This window comes from Roseovarius nanhaiticus (assembly GCF_900156535.1).
GTDB classification, from domain to species: Bacteria; Pseudomonadota; Alphaproteobacteria; order Rhodobacterales; family Rhodobacteraceae; genus Roseovarius; species Roseovarius nanhaiticus.
Genome location: NZ_FTNV01000001.1, coordinates 2044659 through 2060060 on the forward strand (window position 1 = coordinate 2044659; position 15402 = coordinate 2060060).

Sequence of the window (15402 nt, forward strand, 5' to 3'; positions counted from 1 at the left end):
GAGGCATCTCATGCCCAAGGATAATGCACTCGATAACGGCGGCATCGGCGCCAGCCCCAAGCGGCGCGAGGATGTCCGGTTTCTGTCGGGAACCGGCAACTATACCGACGATATCAATTTGCGCGGACAGGCCTATGTGCATTTCCTGCGCTCAGATGTAGCGCATGGCAAGCTGAACGGTCTGGACCTGAGCGAGGCCGAGAAGATGCCGGGTGTCCTGCGCATCTTTACCGGGGAGGATTTCAAGACTGCGGGCTCGATTCCCTGCGGCTGGCAAGTGACCGACCGCTTCGGCAACCCGATGCAAGAGCCGCGCCACCCGGTGCTGGCCGAGACCCATGTGCGTCATGTGGGCGACCCCATTGCCGCCATCGTCGCCGAGACGCGCGATCAGGCGCGCGACGCCGCCGAGGCGATCATCGTCGATATGGAGGAGTTGCCCGCCGTCGTTGACATGCGCGCAGCGCTGGAGGAGGGCAGTACGAAAGTACATGAAGAACTGACCAGTAACCTTTGTTTCGACTGGGGTTTCGTGGAGGAGAACAAGCAGGCGGTCGATGATGCGATCAAGAACGCCGCGCATGTCACCACCGTGGAGCTGATCAACAACCGCCTTGTGCCCAATGCGATGGAGCCGCGTGTGGCCATCGGCGATTACAACCGCGCAAGCGGCGACTCGACGCTCTATACCACGTCGCAGAATCCGCACGTGATCCGCCTGCTCATGGGCGCCTTCGTGCTGAATATCCCCGAGCACAAGCTGCGCGTCGTGGCGCCCGATGTGGGTGGCGGCTTTGGCTCCAAGATCTATCACTATGCCGAAGAGGCGTTCTGCACCTTTGCTGCCAAGGCCCTGAACCGGCCCGTGAAATGGACCTGCACCCGGTCCGAGGCGTTCCTGAGCGACGCGCAGGCGCGCGATCATGTGACCAAAATCGAGCTGGCGCTGGACAAGGACAACAATTTCACCGCCGTGCGGACCGACACGCTCGCCAATATGGGCGCGTATCTGAGCACTTTCGCGCCCTCGATCCCCACATGGCTGCATGGCACGCTGATGGCCGGCAATTACAAGACGCCGCTGGTCTATGTGAATGTGCGCGCGGTCTTTACCAACACTGTCCCGGTCGACGCCTATCGCGGCGCGGGCCGCCCCGAGGCGACCTATCAGCTGGAGCGTGTCATCGACAAGGCGGCGCGCGAGCTGGGCGTCGATCCCATTGCCTTGCGCCGCCAGAATTTCATCACCGAATTCCCCTATCAGACACCCGTTGCGGTCGAGTACGATTCCGGCGATTTCAATTGCTTGATCGACAAACTTGAAGCGCAGGCGGATCTGTCGGGCTTCGACGCGCGCCGCAAGGAGAGCGAGAAGAAGGGCAAGCTGCGCGGCCTCGGCGTCAATTGCTTTATAGAGGCTTGCGGCATCGCGCCCTCGAACCTGGTCGGGCAACTCGGCGCGCGCGCAGGGCTATATGAAAGTGCCACGGTGCGCGTCAACGCCACCGGCGGCATAACCGTGATGACCGGCAGCCACAGCCACGGGCAGGGGCACGAGACGGTGTTCCCGCAGGTCGTGGCCGACATGATCGGCATTCCTGCTGACATGATCGAGATCGAGCATGGCGATACCGCCAACACGCCGATGGGCATGGGCACCTACGGCTCGCGCTCGATCGCCGTGGGCGGCAGCGCGATGGTGCGCGCCACCGAGAAGATCATCGCCAAGGCCAAGAAGATCGCCGCGCATATCATGGAAGCGTCGGACGGCGATATCGAGCTGAAGGACGGCAAGTTTACCGTTGCTGGCACCGACAAATCGCTTGCCTGGGGGGACGTGACCTTGGCGGCTTATGTGCCGCACAACTACCCGCTCGACGAGGTGGAGCCGGGGCTGGAGGAGACCGCCTTTTACGATCCGAACAACTTCACCTATCCCGCCGGCGCCTATGCCTGCGAGGTGGAGGTCGATCCCGAGACCGGCAAGGTCACGATCGAGAAATTCACGACTGCCGATGATTTCGGCAATATCGTGAACCCGATGATCGTGGACGGTCAGGTGCATGGCGGCCTCACGCAGGGCATCGGCCAGGCGCTGATGGAGAATTGCAGCTATGACGCGGACGGGCAGCTATTGTCCGCGAGTTACATGGATTACTGCATGCCGCGCGCCGATGATGTGCCTTTCTTCAAGATCGACCACTCCAATGGCACGCCCTGCACCCACAACCCGCTGGGCGTGAAGGGCTGCGGCGAGGCGGGGGCCATCGGCTCAACGCCGACGGTGATCAACGCGGTTGTCGATGCGCTGCAATCGGGCGGGCACAAGGTGGACCATGTGGACATGCCCGTGACGCCGCACCGCGTCTGGCAGGCGATGCAGCAGGGCTGAGAGGGCGGGGCGTTCGGGGCTCTGCCCCGGACCCCGGGATATTTCCGGCAAGAAGAAAGACTTGCCGCAGTGGGAGTTGATGGGATGTATGCATTCGAAATCGAGCGGCCGACCAGTATCGCCGATGCCGTGAAGGCACTGAAAACCGAGGAAGCGCAGCCGCTGGGGGGCGGTCAAACGCTGATCCCGACACTGAAGCAGCGGCTGGCCATGCCATCGGTGTTGGTCAGCCTCGCCGGCATCAAGGAGATGCGGGGCATTTGCAAAGACGATCAGGGGCGCATGTGCATCGGCGCGGGCACGATCCATGCGGACGTTGCCGAGGGCGGGTTTCCGGGGCTGGCGTCACTGGCGGCCCATATCGGCGACCCGGCGGTGCGCAATCGTGGCACGATCGGCGGCAGTCTGGCCAATAACGATCCATCGGCCTGCTATCCGGCGGCGGCCCTGGGGGCAGGCGCGGTGATCAAGACCGACAAGCGCGAGATCGCGGCGGATGACTATTTTCAAGGCATGTTCGACACGGCCCTGGACGAGGGCGAGATCATCACCGAGGTGAAGTTCCCCGTGCCGGAGGTGTCCGGTTATGCCAAGTTCGAGCAGCCCGCGTCGCGTTTTGCCTTGGTTGGCGTCTTTGTGGCGAAATTCGCGGATGGCGTGCGCGTAGCGGTGACGGGCGCATCCGAGGGCGGCGTTTTTCGCTGGTCCGAAGCCGAAGAGGCGCTGTCGAAATCCTTTGACGCCTCGGCGCTCGAGGGGCTGAGCGTTCCGGCGGACGTCATGATCGGGGATCTGCATGGCACGCCGGCATACCGGGCGCATCTGGTGGGCGTGATGACGCGCCGGGCAGTTGCTGCGGCCAAATGACGGCGGCCGTTACTCTTGATTGAAACGAAAAACGGCCCGGAGATCATCCGGGCCGTTTTTTACATTTGAATATCTGCGGTTTAGCGGGGCAGCGGGCCGATGATCATGATCATCTGGCGGCCTTCCATCTTGGGCATGTTCTCGACCTTGCCGGTGCCCTCGACGTCTGCGGCGACGCGCTGTAGCAATTCGCGGCCCAGATCCTGATGCGCCATCTCGCGGCCGCGGAAGCGCAGGGTGATCTTCACCTTGTCGCCATTTTCAAGAAACTTGAAGACGTTGCGCATCTTGACGTCGTAGTCATGCGTGTCGGTGTTGGGCCGGAACTTGACCTCTTTCACCTCGATGATCTTCTGCTTCTTGCGGGCCTCGGCCTCGCGCTTTTGCGTCTCGTACTTGTACTTGCCAAAGTCCATGATCTTGCAGACCGGCGGCTTGGCATTGGGCGAGATTTCGACCAGGTCCAGTCCCGCTTCTTCGGCCATCTCAAGAGCGCGGGCGCCCGAGACGACCCCGACATTATCGCCATCGGCCCCGATAAGTCTGATTTCGGCGTCACGGATACGGTCGTTGACGCGGGGGCCTGTGTCGCGCTGTGGCGGCGCGTTATGCGGTCTGCGGGCTATGGCTTTGATCCTTCGATGGTTGATGCAAATCTATGAGGTCGCAAGGTAGCCATGCCATCCCAAGGATTCAAGGCGCAAAATAGGCCGATCCGTGCCGAAACAAGGTGAATCGTCCTTGCACCTTGCAGGGACGCCGGGCATGAGGTCAGATGGTGCGGCGCGGTCTGACAGACTGGCATGAAGGCTGCCCGCTAAATTGCGCAAATGGGGATGACACCATGAAAAATATTCTTTGGATCGTGCTGGCCGCGATCGTGCTGATCGGGGGCTATGTTCTGGTCACCGGCAAGTCGCCAACCGAGATGATCGAAGAGGCCGGTGACGCGATCGACGCGCCCGCCGAGCTTGAGCAGTCCGCCGATGACGCCGCGAGCGAGACCGAAGCTGCTGTGGACGAGGCTGCCGCCGAAACCGAAGCCGCCGCCGAGGAAGCCGCTGCCGAGGCAGACGCGGCCGCCGATGACGCCGCCGCTGCCGCCGAAGAAGCCGCAGCCGAAACCGGTGACGCGATCGAGGCCGCATCGGACGAGGTCCTTGAGTCGGCAGATGGCGCGATGAACGCCGTCGAAGGTGCTGCCAGTGACGCGGCCGCATCCGCGAGCGACGCCGCCAGCGATGCGGTTCAGGGCATCGAGAACGCCGTGGACGCGATGGCCGAAGAGGGCAGCGATGCGGTTGAAGCCGTCGACAGTAACGCTGATGAAGCGGCGGATGCCACCTCGGAAGCCGCAGACAGCGCTGCCGAAGGCACCGAAAGCACCGCAAGCGATGTGGTGGATGCGGTCGATGATGCAGCTGCACCGGCAACCGAGCCAACGAAGGAAGGGGCGACAGAGGGCGCAAGCGAGGCTAGCGAAGGCAGTGTCGTAGATGCTGTCGATGATGCGACCGCTCCGGCCACGGATGGGGCAAGCGCTACCGGCACAGACGTGCCCGAGGCGCTGACGGTCGAGAATTTCGATCTGGAAGCCGCAAAGCAGATGATCGACAATTCCGACGTCAACGCGACGCAGAAATCCCTGCTGAAAGCGACGCTGGAAAAGGCGCAGGAGAACCCCGAGCTGCTGCAGGCGGCGCTTGAGCAGGCCCGCTCTGCTCTGGGGATGTAAACTGCGACAGACATGATGCAGAAAGCCCGCGCCATGGATAATGGCGCGGGCTTTTTCATGACACGGATGGCTGGGCGTGGATCAGTCCAGAAAGGCCTTCTCGACAACATATTCGCGCGGTGCAGAATTGGCGCCCTCGCGCAGGCCGTATTCTTCCAGAAGCGCCTTGAGCTCCAGGTTGAAGGCCATGTTGCCGCAGATCATCGCGCGGTCGGTCTCGGGCGCGAGGGGCGGCACGCCCAGATCCTCGTAGACTTCGCCCGAGCGCATCAGATCCGTGATCCGGCCCATCTTGGAGCTCTGCTCGCGGGTCGTGGTCGGGTAGTAGCGCAGCTTGGCGGCGAAATTGTCGCCGATCAGCTCTTCCAGCATCTCATCACCGCGAACATCCTCGATCAGTTGCGCGCCGTAGGTCAGCTCGCCCACCGTGCGGCAGGTATGCGTGACGATTACCTCGTCGTAATCCTGGTAGGTTTGCGGATCACGCAAGAGCGAGGCAAAAGGCGCAAACCCCGTGCCCGTGGCAAAGAGCCAGAGCCGCTTGCCAGGCAAGAGCGCGTCATGCACGAGGGTGCCGACGGGCTTGGGGCGCAGGATTACTTGATCGCCCGGCTGAATATGCTGCAGCTTGGACGTCAGCGGTCCGTCCGGCACCTTGATCGAGTAGAATTCCAGCTCGTCATCCCAGGAGGGGGACGCAATGGAATAGGCGCGCAGCAGGGGCTTTTGCCTGCCGGTCACAGGATCCGGATCGCCCATCAAGCCGATCATCACGAACTCGCCCGAGCGGAACCGAAGCGAGGCCGGGCGCGTCACACGAAAGGAAAAGAGCCGGTCCGTCCAATGCGTGACCTGCGTGACGGTCTGCGCATCGGGCAGGGCGGGCGCGGCGCGCGGGGCGGTCTCTTGGGCGGCATGGGTCACTTGGATCATCTCGTTCATTATGCGTCTGTCACCGACTGTTCATGCCGGTGCCCCTTCGTATAGTCATTGCGTTACATCAATTAAAGGCGGCGTTCAGCCGCGCAGGCGTGACTGGTAGTCATGCGCGCGCCAATCTGCCCGAAAAAGCCACTGATCCTCGGGTTGGCGGGCGGCAAGCGCCTCATCGATCTCGACCTCGTCGAAACCGCAGCGCCGCGCCATGGCGTATTGATCGGCCAGAATGTGTCCCTGCGCGCGCAGGCGCCCGTCATAGCCCATCAGGCGCAACTGCCGTGCAATGGAAAAGCCGCGCCCATCGGCCGAGGTAGGAAAATTGACGCGGATCAGGGCGATGTCGGGCAGGCGGCCCGCAAGTTCGGCAGGGTCCACGCTGGAGGCCAGGTTGATGCCGACGCCATCCCGCGCATCCTCCAGCGCGACGATGGGCAGGGTCCAGTCATCGGGACCAAAGCCCGCATCGGTAACGATAACGCTCATGCGCTTTCTCCTTGTTTGACAAATTTTCCATCCACCAGATGGATGCCGCATTCGGTCTTATCCTGGCCCTTCCAGCGGCCAGCGCGCTCATCCTCGCCGTCCTGAACGGGCGAGGTGCAGGGCATGCAGCCGATGGAAGGGTATCCTTGCGCCACCAGCGGGTGGCGGGGCAGGCGGTTTTCCTCGATGTATGTGCGCGCGTCTCCGGGTTGCCAATGAGCCAGCGGGTTGACCTTAAGCCGGCCTGCATGCTCGCCATTTGGCTCTTCGACCTCGAAGAATTCCAGATCTGCGCGCGCCGCGCCCTGATACCGTTTGCGTCCCGTGATCCAGCCTTCAAACCCGCTGAGGGCGCGGGCCAGCGGCACGGTCTTGCGCAGGGCGCAGCAGGCGTCGGGATCGCTCTGGTTCAGCTGACCGGTGCTGTCGCGCGCCTTGATTTCCGCGGTGTCGGGGCGAATGACGCGCATATCCCTCAGGCCCAGACGCTCGGCCAATTCCTGCTGGTAGATCAGCGTTTCGGTAAAGAGCATTCCGGTCTCGAGGAAGATCACGGGCGTGTCGCGCCGCGCCAAGGCCACCATATGCAAAAGCACGACCGATTCCGCGCCGAAGGACGAGACCAGCGCCAGTTGGCCCACATCCGGGTCATGCAAAGCGCGCGCGAGGACAGCAATCGCCGAATGATAGCGATAGTCCGCGTTCAGCGCATCGGCGCGCGCCTGAAGCGCGGTTATGGGGGTCTCATGCCGCGACATGGGCCTCCGCCTTTCTGCGTGGCTTGGCGTCGGTGTCTCCATAAAGCGCTGCCTTGAAGGGATCCATGCCAAGGCGTCGATATGTTTGCAGGAAGCTCTCGGACGCATCGGAGCGATGGGCAAGATAGGCCAGCATGATCTTTTCGATGGCTGGCACGATATCCTCCGCCGAGAAGCCTGGCCCGGTGCGATCTCCGAGGCGCGCATCTGCACCGCCGTCACCGCCGATGGTGATCTGGTAGCTTTCAACACCGGCACGGTCGAGGCCGAGAATACCAATATGGCCCACATGGTGATGCCCGCACGCGTTGATGCAGCCCGAGATCTTGATCTTCATCTCGCCGATCTCATGCTCAAGCTTGAGCGCGTCAAAGCGGGTGGCGATCTGCTGGGCGATGGGGATCGAGCGGGCCGTCGCCAAAGCGCAGTAATCCATGCCGGGGCAGGCAATGATATCGCTGATGAGGCCGATATTGGCCGTGGCGAGGCCGACGCGGCGCAGCGCGGCATGGACGCTGGGCAGGTGGGCCTTGTTCACATGCGGCAGGATCACGTTCTGCTCATGGCTGATGCGCAGCTCTTCATGGCCATATCGCTCGGCGAGATCGGCCATGACGCGCATCTGCTCGGCGGTGGCATCGCCCGGTGTCTCGCCATGTGCCTTGAGGCTGATCGAGACGATGGCATAGCCCCGCGCGCGATGCGCGGCCAGATTGGTGTCGGCCCAGGCGCGAAAGACGGGATCGGCGGCGCGGGCCGCGTCATAGGCTTGCGTCTCTGCCGCGTGAAAGGCGGGCGGTGCAAACTGCTCCCGTATGGCACCCAAAAGCTGCTGATCGACGCCGCTGAATTGCGAGCGAATGAGCGCGTAGCGCGCCTCGACGCGGGCGCGGATATCGTCGATGCCGTGCTCGTGTACCGTAATCTTGATGCGCGATTTGAACTTGTTGTCGCGCCGCCCGATGGTGTTCCAGACGCTTACGACAGCTTCAAGATAGGGCAGCAGATCCTCCTCGGGCAGGAAGTCATGCAGCACTTTGCCGATCATTGGCGTGCGGCCGAGACCGCCCCCCACCAGTACCTGATAGCCCATCCTGGTTCCGCGCTGCACAATGCGTAGGCCGATGTCATGCGCAAGCGTCACAGCGCGGTCCATGGGGCTGCCGGTAACGGCGACCTTGAACTTGCGCGGCAGGAACTGAAATTCAGGGTGATCTGTCGACCACTGGCGGATCAACTCGGCGATGGGGCGCGGGTCCGCCACCTCATCTGCGGCGGCGCCTGCGAAATGATCTGCGGTGACATTGCGGATCGTGTTGCCGCTGGTCTGGATCGCGTGCATCTGTACCTCGGCCAGTGCGTCCAGAATATCGGGCACATCGGCCAGGTTGGGCCAATTGAACTGTATGTTCTGGCGCGTGGTGAAATGGCCATAGCCCTTGTCCCACCGCTCGGCGATCATGGCAAGCTGACGCATCTGGCGCGCGCTGAGCGTGCCGTAGGGAATCGCGACGCGCAGCATGTAGGCGTGCAGCTGCAGGTAGAGGCCATTCATCAGGCGCATCGGCTTGAACTCTTCCTCTGTCAGGCTGCCGTTGACGCGCCGAGCGACCTGGGCCCGGAACTGGCGATTGCGCTCGGCCACGAAAGCGGCGTCGAATTCGGAATACGTGTACATCAGCGTGTCCTTTCGGCTGGTGCCATGTTTCCACACGGAAACATGCGGAAAATCCGTGCGGATTTTCCTAGCGCGCCGCCTGCTTGCCGTGAAAATAGTTGGAGGGACCGGTGCGGCGGAACTCCTCGCGAAAATGCGTGGGCTGCGGGCCGGCGGCTCCGGGCGCGACATCGGCCAGATAGGCGCCGACAACCTCGCTTGCACGGCCTTGCGCGCCCAAAAGGCGTATGTCGGCATCGGCCTCGTCGGTCAGGATTTCGGCCTCGGACAGATGGCGCGTCCAGGTATCGGCCTCGGTCAGGTAGACGACGTCGCCTTCCAATAGCGCATTGGCTGTGACGACTTTTGAGGTAAATTCACGTGGCATCAGGCGGTCTCCTCGAGTGGGACTAGATTGGGCACGGGCACAATGCCCGGAATGATATGCGGCGTCAGACCTGCGCCATGACAGGCCGCGACAATCCGCGTATCGGGCGCGGAGGGCATGAGACAGAGGACATGTTCTCCGGCAACCGCGGCCTTGATCAGGGGTGCAGCATGGTCCGGCAGGGGGCCGAAAACGGCCTCGCGCCGGGCCAGCTCAAGCACGCCCGGCGACATGGTATCCCCGTGCAGCACCAGATCGGCCTCATGCAGAATGCGGCGCGTCTTGTGGGGCAGAAGCTCGGGGTCGCCGCTCGCGACGATTGCGAAGGTAATGCGGCCCGGCTCTGTACCTTTCCCGAGATGCTGCGCCAGCTGCGCGTCCAGGACGGTCTGCAAATCCTCGCCGCGCTCCAGCGCCTCGGGGCCGCTGCGGAAGAAAAATGCACTCCAGAAGGCGCGGCGGGCGCGGCCCATGGGCAGCGCCTCGGCGATACCTCGGAACGCACGCGCAGCACGGGCGAGGGGGCCAAGGCGGGCGGGCAGCATCGCCTCGATATCGGCCTTAATCGCGCGGGCCAGAACGGGCGCCGTGCCTTCGGTGCCGATGGCGATGGTCACGGGGTCGCGGTCGACAATGGCGGGCGTGATGAACTGGCTGCCGCTCAGATTGTCGACGATGTTTGTCAGTGCGCCGTCCGCGCGCGCCAACGCCACGGTGCGCGCATCCTCGGCGGCGTCCTCATCGGCGGCGTAGAAAAGCGCGGCGCAAAGCGCATCGCCCGGGTCCATGCGGCGACGCACGAGCGAAAGGCGGCCCGCGCCGGCCCAGCTTTCGATCTCGGGCGCGGGTGCTTCGGAAAAGACGGTCAGCCGCGCCTCGGTCTTCATCAGAAGACGCAGCTTGGCCAGCGCGGCATCACCGCCACCCGACAGCACCACGCGGCGCCCCTCCAGTGCTATGAAGATCGGAAAATGTCTCACACGATGCCCATTCCGTTTGACTTGCCCTCATATATAGAAAATATTCCCGGCAAAGCGCCATGGGGGCGCGCCAATAAGGACATACGTTCTAATTGGCGGGCTGCCGCGCAGAGAAATTCCACCAATCGGAGAAAACCGGAATGGCCGTTCGTCTGGATGATCTGGATCGGAAGATCCTTGGGCAGTTGCAAGAAGATGGGGGGCAGTCGCTGGACGATATCGCCAAATCCGTCGGCAGTTCCAAGACGCCGGTCTGGAACCGGATTCGCAAGATGCGCGAGGCCGGGGTCATCAAACATCAGACCTATTTGCTGGATGCCGAGGCACTGGGATTTGAGGCGTGCTTTTTCGTGCTGATCCGCACGTCCGAGCATGATGCGGAGTGGCAGCAGGCCTTTCTCAGGGCGCTGAAGGGCCGCCCCGAAGTGCAAGAGGCGCACCGGTTGGCGGGCGATATCGACTATATCCTGAAGGTGCGCGTCAGAAATGCGCGCGCCTACGACACGTTCTATCAGGCGCTGATCTCAGAGGTGAAAGTGCATAATGTGACCGCGCTCTTGTCGATGGAAGAGATCAAATCGACCACAATCCTGCCGCTATGATGCGCTAGACTGGGCTTCCAAGGCACTGATGATAGGAGAAAAATCATCCACGGACAGGCTGGCGCCGCCCACCAGCGCGCCGTCCACGTTTGATACAGCAAAAATCTCGGCGGCATTCGCGCCCTTGACTGATCCGCCATAGAGCAGACGCACCGACCGGCCCACTCCCGCGCCAAAGCGTCGCTCGATCCGGGTGCGGATAAAGTCATGCACCTCGCCGATTTGATCGGTGGTCGGCGTCAAGCCGGTGCCGATCGCCCAGCATGGCTCATAAGCGATCACGGTGTTTTCGCCCGTCGCGGTATCGGGGACCGAGCTGGAGAGCTGCCCGCCGATAATGTCGAGCGTGTTTTGCGCCTCGCGCTCGGCCAGGCTCTCCCCGACGCAGATGATGGCGATCAGGCCCGCCTCATGCGCGGCACGCGCCTTGGCGCGGACGTCATCACTTGTCTCGCCATGATCGGCGCGCCGCTCGGAATGGCCTAGAATGACGGCTCCGGCCCCAGCCGCACGCAGCATGTCGGCGGAAATGTCGCCGGTATGCGCACCGGCAGATTCTGAATGGCAATCCTGCCCGCCGATGGTGATGAGGGCCGCGTCAGAAAGCGCTGCCGCGGCGTCAATCAGGGTGAAGGGCGGACAGATCATGATATCGACAGCGCCACCACTGTGCGCACGGGCCAACGCCTCGAGCATGCCCAGCGTACTCCGCTCGCCGTTCATCTTCCAGTTGCCTGCTGCCAGTTTTCGCCGCATGCCCAATCCCCTCAGCTATCGATGCTCATCGCCTGCCTCGCCCAATCGCAAGCCGCGCCGCAATCGTCAAGCGCGGCTTCGGTGAAGGCACTCTAGCACTGGCCGAAGTGTTTTTGCGCGCAAACGGATGCAAGCCCGCGCAACAGCGCAGCGATCGCGGTGCAGCACCGTTATCGCGCTGCACCGCGCAAATCCGGCTATCCAAGAAGGTATGGCCCTGCAAAAGACCGCGCGAAAACCGGGCGCGGATTGCCTCTTTCGGGAAGCGTCACCCGTTTTGACCGAGCTTTTCGTCGAACTTGATCGATTCGCCGCAGCCGCACGCTTCGGTCACGTTGGGGTTGTGAAAGCGGAAGCCCGACTCGAGCAGGCTGACCTCGTAATCGATTTCGGTACCAAAGAGGAACATCTGCGCCATGGGCGCGATCATCACGCGCGCGCCTGCCGTCTCAACCACCTCGTCATGCGGGTCGACCTCGGTCACGTAGTCCATCGTGTATTCCATACCCGCGCAGCCACCCTTCTTGACGCCGATGCGCAAGCCTTGATGGCCATCCTTGGTCATGAGTTTCGAGATCTGCGCCGCGGCGCGATCTGTGATGGTGACGGCCTGTTTGCCGGGAATGCCAAACATCTGCTGCGTTCCTTTGCGTTTGAGACCAAGGTAAGGGCGCACCGCATGCTTCACAAGCGGCGCGGCATCCTTCTACATGAAGCCCAGTTCCAGCCGGGCCTCGTCGCTCATCATGTCCATGCCCCAGGGCGGCTCCCAGACGAGGCTGACATCGACCTGCTTGATGCCGTCCAGCGGCTCGATCGCGTCTGCAACCCAACCCGGCATTTCGCCCGCGACGGGGCAGCCGGGAGCGGTAAGTGTCATAATGACCTTCACTGCATTCTCGTCATCAATGTCGATCGTGTAGATCAGGCCCAGATCGTAGATATTCACCGGGATCTCCGGGTCGAACACCGAGCGGCAAGCCTCGACGATTTCTTCATATTTCGGATGCCCGGTCGAAGAGGGGGCGATCAGCGGGATACCCTCGAAGGGTTGTGGATTTTCGGTCATGTCACTTCCTGCACCTTTGCCTGAGTTTTTATATAGGGATTGTGACGCCATGCGTAAAGTGCGCCGCGCAGGGGTGCGTCACCCGGACTTGCGCTTGCGGATCGGAGTAGGGCGCACCCGCGCCTCAATCGTCTCGTAAAGCTTGCCGACGATATTCTTGCCGGTCGAGCCCTCGATTCCCTCGAAGCCAGGCGAGGAATTCACCTCAAGCACTTTTGGCCCCTTTTCGGCGCGCAAAAGGTCCACACCCGCCATGTTGAGGTTGAAGGCGCGCGCGGCGCGCAGGGCGGTCTCCCGCTCTTCCTTGGTGATGCGCACCGATTGCGCGCTGCCGCCGCGATGCAGGTTCGAGCGGAAATCGCCCTCGGCCCCGGTGCGCTTCATCGAAGCGACGACCTTGCCGCCGATCACGAGGCAGCGAATATCCTCGCCCGCCGCCTCCTTGACGAAATCCTGCACCAGGAAGTTGGCCTTGAGGCCGCGGAACGCGTCAATCACCGACTCCGCCGCCTTTTTCGTCTCGGCCAGCACGACGCCCTTGCCTTGTGTCGATTCCAGCAGCTTGACGATCAGCGGCGCAGTACCGACGAGGCCGATGATGTTGCCCGTATCGCGCGGGCTGGCGGCGAAGGCGGTGTTGGGCATGCCGATCTTGGCGCGGGCCATGATCTGGTGCGCGTGCAACTTGTCACGGCTGGCGACGATGCCGGCGCTGCCGTTGACGCAATAGGTGCCGATGGTCTCGAACTGGCGCAGGATCGCCGCGCCGTAGGGCGTGATCGAGGCGCCGATACGCGGGATCACGGCGTCAAAGCGTGGTAAACGCTTCCCGTCATAATGCACTTCGGGCGCCATCGCATTGATCGCCATGTAGCAGCGCGTAGTGTTGACGACCTCGACGGTATGCCCGCGCTTTTCGCCCTCCTCGACCAGCCGCTTGGTGCTGTAATTATCCTCGCGGCTGAGAACGGCGATGCGCAGGGCGCGGTCGGGCGCCTCGCTGCGCATCTTGGCGGTGGTGTAGACGTCATAGCTCAGCTCGGGCTGCAAAAACCGGTCCGTCGCCACGATCGAGATGTGATCCTTGAGCGCCTGACGGCCCAACAGCATCCGGCTGGCCATGCCGCCCCGGTTGGTCAGGGTGATCTCGATAGGCCAGCTATCGCCGTTTACTGCGAGAGGCGTCTCGATCACGAAGCGCGACTCGCTCTCGCCGTTGGACGAGGTCACATCGCGTCGATCGATAATCAGGGCAGAGCACGGAATGACCAGATCGTCGCGCCCCGGGATCGGATGGAGCGTGAAGCGCACCTTGGGGCGTGCGGCGGGCCCGAAAGTCTCGATGTCGAATGCGTGGAGCGCCGACGTGCGCGCACCTGTATCCACCTTGGCCCGCAACGCGGGCACGCCCAGCTTGGGAAGGGCTATCCACTCTTCCCATCCGAATTGTAGCTGTTCTGGGATCTCTGGTTGATCGGCACGGGACATGGCGGCATCCTTTCATTGACGTCGCTTGAAGTGCGGGAACCTAGCGCAATCGCCCAGAAGGTGAAAGTGCGCCCTTGGTCCCGAAAAGGACAGGCGCTACTGGATCAGTCGCGATTGATGTCGCCCCGCACACGCCGGACCTGACCTTTTTCCAACCGGAAATAGCGCCTCAGCCCAAGCCATGCACCCAAGGATAAAAGTGCCCAAAGCGCCAGGAGGAGCGGCAGCCCCATAAGGCCCGGCGCAAACACCAGGATAAGCCCCACCAGCGCTCCGCCAATGGCGAATCCGAGCGCCAGGAAGCCGGGCAGGACGATTTCGGTGATGCCCAGAAGGAGCGCAGCAGCAATCCAGACCCACCACAGCTGCCACAGCGGCAGGGTTTCCACAGCCTCGATCATGCCTTGCCCTTGAGCATGGAAAACGCGTTGCCAAACGCCTCGAGCGCATTCGCGGGCACGAGGATGGTCGAGGAAGACGGGCTGGCGCCCAGCTTGTTCAGCGCCTCGACCTGTTTCAGCGCCACCTGGTATTGCGCCGCCTCGAGGCCGTTATCGGCAATGGCGCGTGCGACGACGGAGGTGGCGTAGGCTTCGGCGTCGGCGGCGATGCGGCGGGCCTTGGCGATCTGCTCGGCGGCATAAAGCTCGGCGTCGGCATTGAGTTCGACGGCGCGCTTTTGCCCCTCGGCTTCGGTCACGTGGGCGCGGCGGGCACGCTCGGCGTTCAGCTGTTGCAGCATCGCATCTCGGGTGGCCTGATCGAGGTTCACATCCAGGATCTCGGCGCGTGTCACCTCGATGCCCCAGTTATCCACGGCATCCTCGACCGAGTTCTTGATCGTCTGGATCAGTTGCGCGCGGTTCGATTGCACCTCGTCGAGGTCCATCTTGCCCATCTCGGCCCGCACGATACCGGCGACGGTCGTGGCGATGGCGCCGTCGATGTCGCGGATGCGATACACCGTCTTTTCCGGCTGCACGATGCGGTAGAAGACCGAGCTGTCGACCTGCACCAGTACGTTATCCTTGGTGATCGCGTCCTGGCTGGCGGTGGGCAATTGCCGCTCAAGGATGGAAATGCGGTGCGCGACCTTGTCCAGAAACGGCACGATCATGTTGATGCCCGGCCCCAGCACCGAATGCAGTCGGCCGAACCGCTCGACCACGTGCTGTTCGGATTGCGGCACGATCTGGATCGCCTTGAAGATGGCGATGATGATCAGGATCGCCAGCAAGATATAGAGAAGGTTCGATGAGAGCAGCTCGGCAACGGCGTCTTGGGTCAT

The 15402-nt window shown here is 62.7% G+C and carries 17 protein-coding genes; 4 read left to right on the forward strand and 13 right to left on the reverse strand.

Annotated features, from left to right (window positions below; translation table 11 throughout):
• Nucleotides 1-10: 10 nt before the first annotated feature.
• Together BW975_RS09940 and BW975_RS09945 are read left to right on the forward strand one after the other, a co-directional pair.
• Nucleotides 11-2392, forward strand: coding sequence for a xanthine dehydrogenase family protein molybdopterin-binding subunit (locus BW975_RS09940; RefSeq protein WP_076533066.1), 2382 nt, complete (start codon nucleotides 11-13; stop codon nucleotides 2390-2392).
• An 84-nt stretch (nucleotides 2393-2476) separates the two neighbouring features.
• Nucleotides 2477-3259 carry an FAD binding domain-containing protein gene (locus BW975_RS09945; RefSeq protein WP_076533068.1) on the forward strand — a complete coding sequence of 261 codons (783 nt, stop codon included), beginning with the start codon at nucleotides 2477-2479 and terminating at the stop codon, nucleotides 3257-3259.
• An 80-nt stretch (nucleotides 3260-3339) separates the two neighbouring features.
• Here BW975_RS09945 and infC read toward each other — a convergent pair whose 3' ends face one another.
• A complete protein-coding gene (gene infC, locus BW975_RS09950) occupies nucleotides 3340-3915 on the reverse strand; it encodes a translation initiation factor IF-3 (RefSeq protein ID WP_335743498.1) in 576 nt (191 codons plus the stop codon).
• A 188-nt stretch (nucleotides 3916-4103) separates the two neighbouring features.
• Here infC and BW975_RS09955 point away from each other — a divergent pair, with 188 nt between their 5' ends.
• Nucleotides 4104-4994 (forward strand): hypothetical protein, encoded by an 891-nt coding sequence (locus BW975_RS09955; RefSeq protein ID WP_076533641.1) that lies wholly within the window; start codon nucleotides 4104-4106, stop codon nucleotides 4992-4994.
• Nucleotides 4995-5075: 81 nt separating this feature from the next.
• Here BW975_RS09955 and BW975_RS09960 read toward each other — a convergent pair whose 3' ends face one another.
• From BW975_RS09960 to BW975_RS09985, 6 genes are all read right to left on the reverse strand, one after another.
• Nucleotides 5076-5936, reverse strand: coding sequence for a ferredoxin--NADP reductase (locus BW975_RS09960; RefSeq protein ID WP_076533076.1), 861 nt, complete (start codon nucleotides 5934-5936; stop codon nucleotides 5076-5078).
• A gap of 75 nt (nucleotides 5937-6011) precedes the next feature.
• The gene (locus tag BW975_RS09965) at nucleotides 6012-6416 is read right to left on the reverse strand and encodes a DUF934 domain-containing protein (RefSeq protein ID WP_076533079.1); all 405 of its coding nucleotides are present in this window, start codon (nucleotides 6414-6416) and stop codon (nucleotides 6012-6014) included.
• Entirely contained in the window at nucleotides 6413-7174 is a 762-nt protein-coding gene (locus BW975_RS09970) for a phosphoadenylyl-sulfate reductase (RefSeq protein WP_076533081.1), read from the reverse strand. The genes BW975_RS09965 and BW975_RS09970 overlap by 4 nt, the downstream gene beginning before the upstream one ends.
• On the reverse strand, nucleotides 7161-8852 hold the full coding sequence (locus BW975_RS09975) for a nitrite/sulfite reductase (RefSeq protein ID WP_076533083.1): 1692 nt from the start codon (nucleotides 8850-8852) through the stop codon (nucleotides 7161-7163). The genes BW975_RS09970 and BW975_RS09975 overlap by 14 nt, the downstream gene beginning before the upstream one ends.
• A gap of 67 nt (nucleotides 8853-8919) precedes the next feature.
• Nucleotides 8920-9219 carry a DUF2849 domain-containing protein gene (locus BW975_RS09980; RefSeq protein WP_076533085.1) on the reverse strand — a complete coding sequence of 100 codons (300 nt, stop codon included), beginning with the start codon at nucleotides 9217-9219 and terminating at the stop codon, nucleotides 8920-8922.
• The gene (locus tag BW975_RS09985) at nucleotides 9219-10199 is read right to left on the reverse strand and encodes a siroheme synthase (RefSeq protein ID WP_076533087.1); all 981 of its coding nucleotides are present in this window, start codon (nucleotides 10197-10199) and stop codon (nucleotides 9219-9221) included. Before BW975_RS09985 ends, BW975_RS09980 begins: the two co-directional genes overlap by 1 nt.
• 140 nt (nucleotides 10200-10339) lie before the next feature.
• On the opposite strand from BW975_RS09985, the gene BW975_RS09990 reads away from it, so the two are divergent.
• The gene (locus BW975_RS09990; protein WP_076533643.1) at nucleotides 10340-10801 is read left to right on the forward strand and encodes an Lrp/AsnC family transcriptional regulator; all 462 of its coding nucleotides are present in this window, start codon (nucleotides 10340-10342) and stop codon (nucleotides 10799-10801) included.
• On the opposite strand, the gene tpiA is transcribed toward BW975_RS09990, so the two are convergent.
• From tpiA to BW975_RS10020, 6 genes are all read right to left on the reverse strand, one after another.
• Nucleotides 10796-11557, reverse strand: a complete 762-nt coding sequence (tpiA, locus tag BW975_RS09995) for a triose-phosphate isomerase (RefSeq protein WP_076533089.1) — start codon at nucleotides 11555-11557, stop codon at nucleotides 10796-10798. The two genes, BW975_RS09990 and tpiA, sit on opposite strands and share 6 nt — an antisense overlap.
• 268 nt (nucleotides 11558-11825) lie before the next feature.
• The gene (locus BW975_RS10000; protein ID WP_076533091.1) at nucleotides 11826-12191 is read right to left on the reverse strand and encodes a HesB/IscA family protein; all 366 of its coding nucleotides are present in this window, start codon (nucleotides 12189-12191) and stop codon (nucleotides 11826-11828) included.
• A 72-nt stretch (nucleotides 12192-12263) separates the two neighbouring features.
• Entirely contained in the window at nucleotides 12264-12626 is a 363-nt protein-coding gene (locus tag BW975_RS10005) for an SUF system Fe-S cluster assembly protein (RefSeq protein WP_076533093.1), read from the reverse strand.
• A 78-nt stretch (nucleotides 12627-12704) separates the two neighbouring features.
• On the reverse strand, nucleotides 12705-14114 hold the full coding sequence (gene rimK / locus BW975_RS10010; RefSeq protein WP_076533095.1) for a 30S ribosomal protein S6--L-glutamate ligase: 1410 nt from the start codon (nucleotides 14112-14114) through the stop codon (nucleotides 12705-12707).
• 104 nt (nucleotides 14115-14218) lie between these two features.
• Nucleotides 14219-14515, reverse strand: coding sequence for an NfeD family protein (locus BW975_RS10015; RefSeq protein WP_076533097.1), 297 nt, complete (start codon nucleotides 14513-14515; stop codon nucleotides 14219-14221).
• Nucleotides 14512-15402 carry an SPFH domain-containing protein gene (locus BW975_RS10020; protein WP_076533099.1) on the reverse strand — a complete coding sequence of 297 codons (891 nt, stop codon included), beginning with the start codon at nucleotides 15400-15402 and terminating at the stop codon, nucleotides 14512-14514. The genes BW975_RS10015 and BW975_RS10020 overlap by 4 nt, the downstream gene beginning before the upstream one ends.

What these genes read in the sequence shown, in the direction of transcription:
- BW975_RS09940 (WP_076533066.1), top strand. Translation starts at nt 11, where the DNA reads ATGCCCAAGGATAATGCACTCGATAACGGCGGCATCGGCGCCAGCCCC.
- BW975_RS09945 (WP_076533068.1), top strand. Translation starts at nt 2,477, where the DNA reads ATGTATGCATTCGAAATCGAGCGGCCGACCAGTATCGCCGATGCCGTG.
- BW975_RS09955 (WP_076533641.1), top strand. Translation starts at nt 4,104, where the DNA reads ATGAAAAATATTCTTTGGATCGTGCTGGCCGCGATCGTGCTGATCGGG.
- BW975_RS09960 (WP_076533076.1), bottom strand. Translation starts at nt 5,936, where the DNA reads ATGAACGAGATGATCCAAGTGACCCATGCCGCCCAAGAGACCGCCCCG.
- BW975_RS09965 (WP_076533079.1), bottom strand. Translation starts at nt 6,416, where the DNA reads ATGAGCGTTATCGTTACCGATGCGGGCTTTGGTCCCGATGACTGGACC.
- BW975_RS09970 (WP_076533081.1), bottom strand. Translation starts at nt 7,174, where the DNA reads ATGTCGCGGCATGAGACCCCCATAACCGCGCTTCAGGCGCGCGCCGAT.
- BW975_RS09975 (WP_076533083.1), bottom strand. Translation starts at nt 8,852, where the DNA reads ATGTACACGTATTCCGAATTCGACGCCGCTTTCGTGGCCGAGCGCAAT.
- BW975_RS09980 (WP_076533085.1), bottom strand. Translation starts at nt 9,219, where the DNA reads ATGCCACGTGAATTTACCTCAAAAGTCGTCACAGCCAATGCGCTATTG.
- BW975_RS09990 (WP_076533643.1), top strand. Translation starts at nt 10,340, where the DNA reads ATGGCCGTTCGTCTGGATGATCTGGATCGGAAGATCCTTGGGCAGTTG.
- tpiA (WP_076533089.1), bottom strand. Translation starts at nt 11,557, where the DNA reads ATGCGGCGAAAACTGGCAGCAGGCAACTGGAAGATGAACGGCGAGCGG.
- BW975_RS10000 (WP_076533091.1), bottom strand. Translation starts at nt 12,191, where the DNA reads ATGTTTGGCATTCCCGGCAAACAGGCCGTCACCATCACAGATCGCGCC.
- BW975_RS10005 (WP_076533093.1), bottom strand. Translation starts at nt 12,626, where the DNA reads ATGACCGAAAATCCACAACCCTTCGAGGGTATCCCGCTGATCGCCCCC.
- rimK (WP_076533095.1), bottom strand. Translation starts at nt 14,114, where the DNA reads ATGTCCCGTGCCGATCAACCAGAGATCCCAGAACAGCTACAATTCGGA.
- BW975_RS10015 (WP_076533097.1), bottom strand. Translation starts at nt 14,515, where the DNA reads ATGATCGAGGCTGTGGAAACCCTGCCGCTGTGGCAGCTGTGGTGGGTC.
- BW975_RS10020 (WP_076533099.1), bottom strand. Translation starts at nt 15,402, where the DNA reads ATGACCCAAGACGCCGTTGCCGAGCTGCTCTCATCGAACCTTCTCTAT.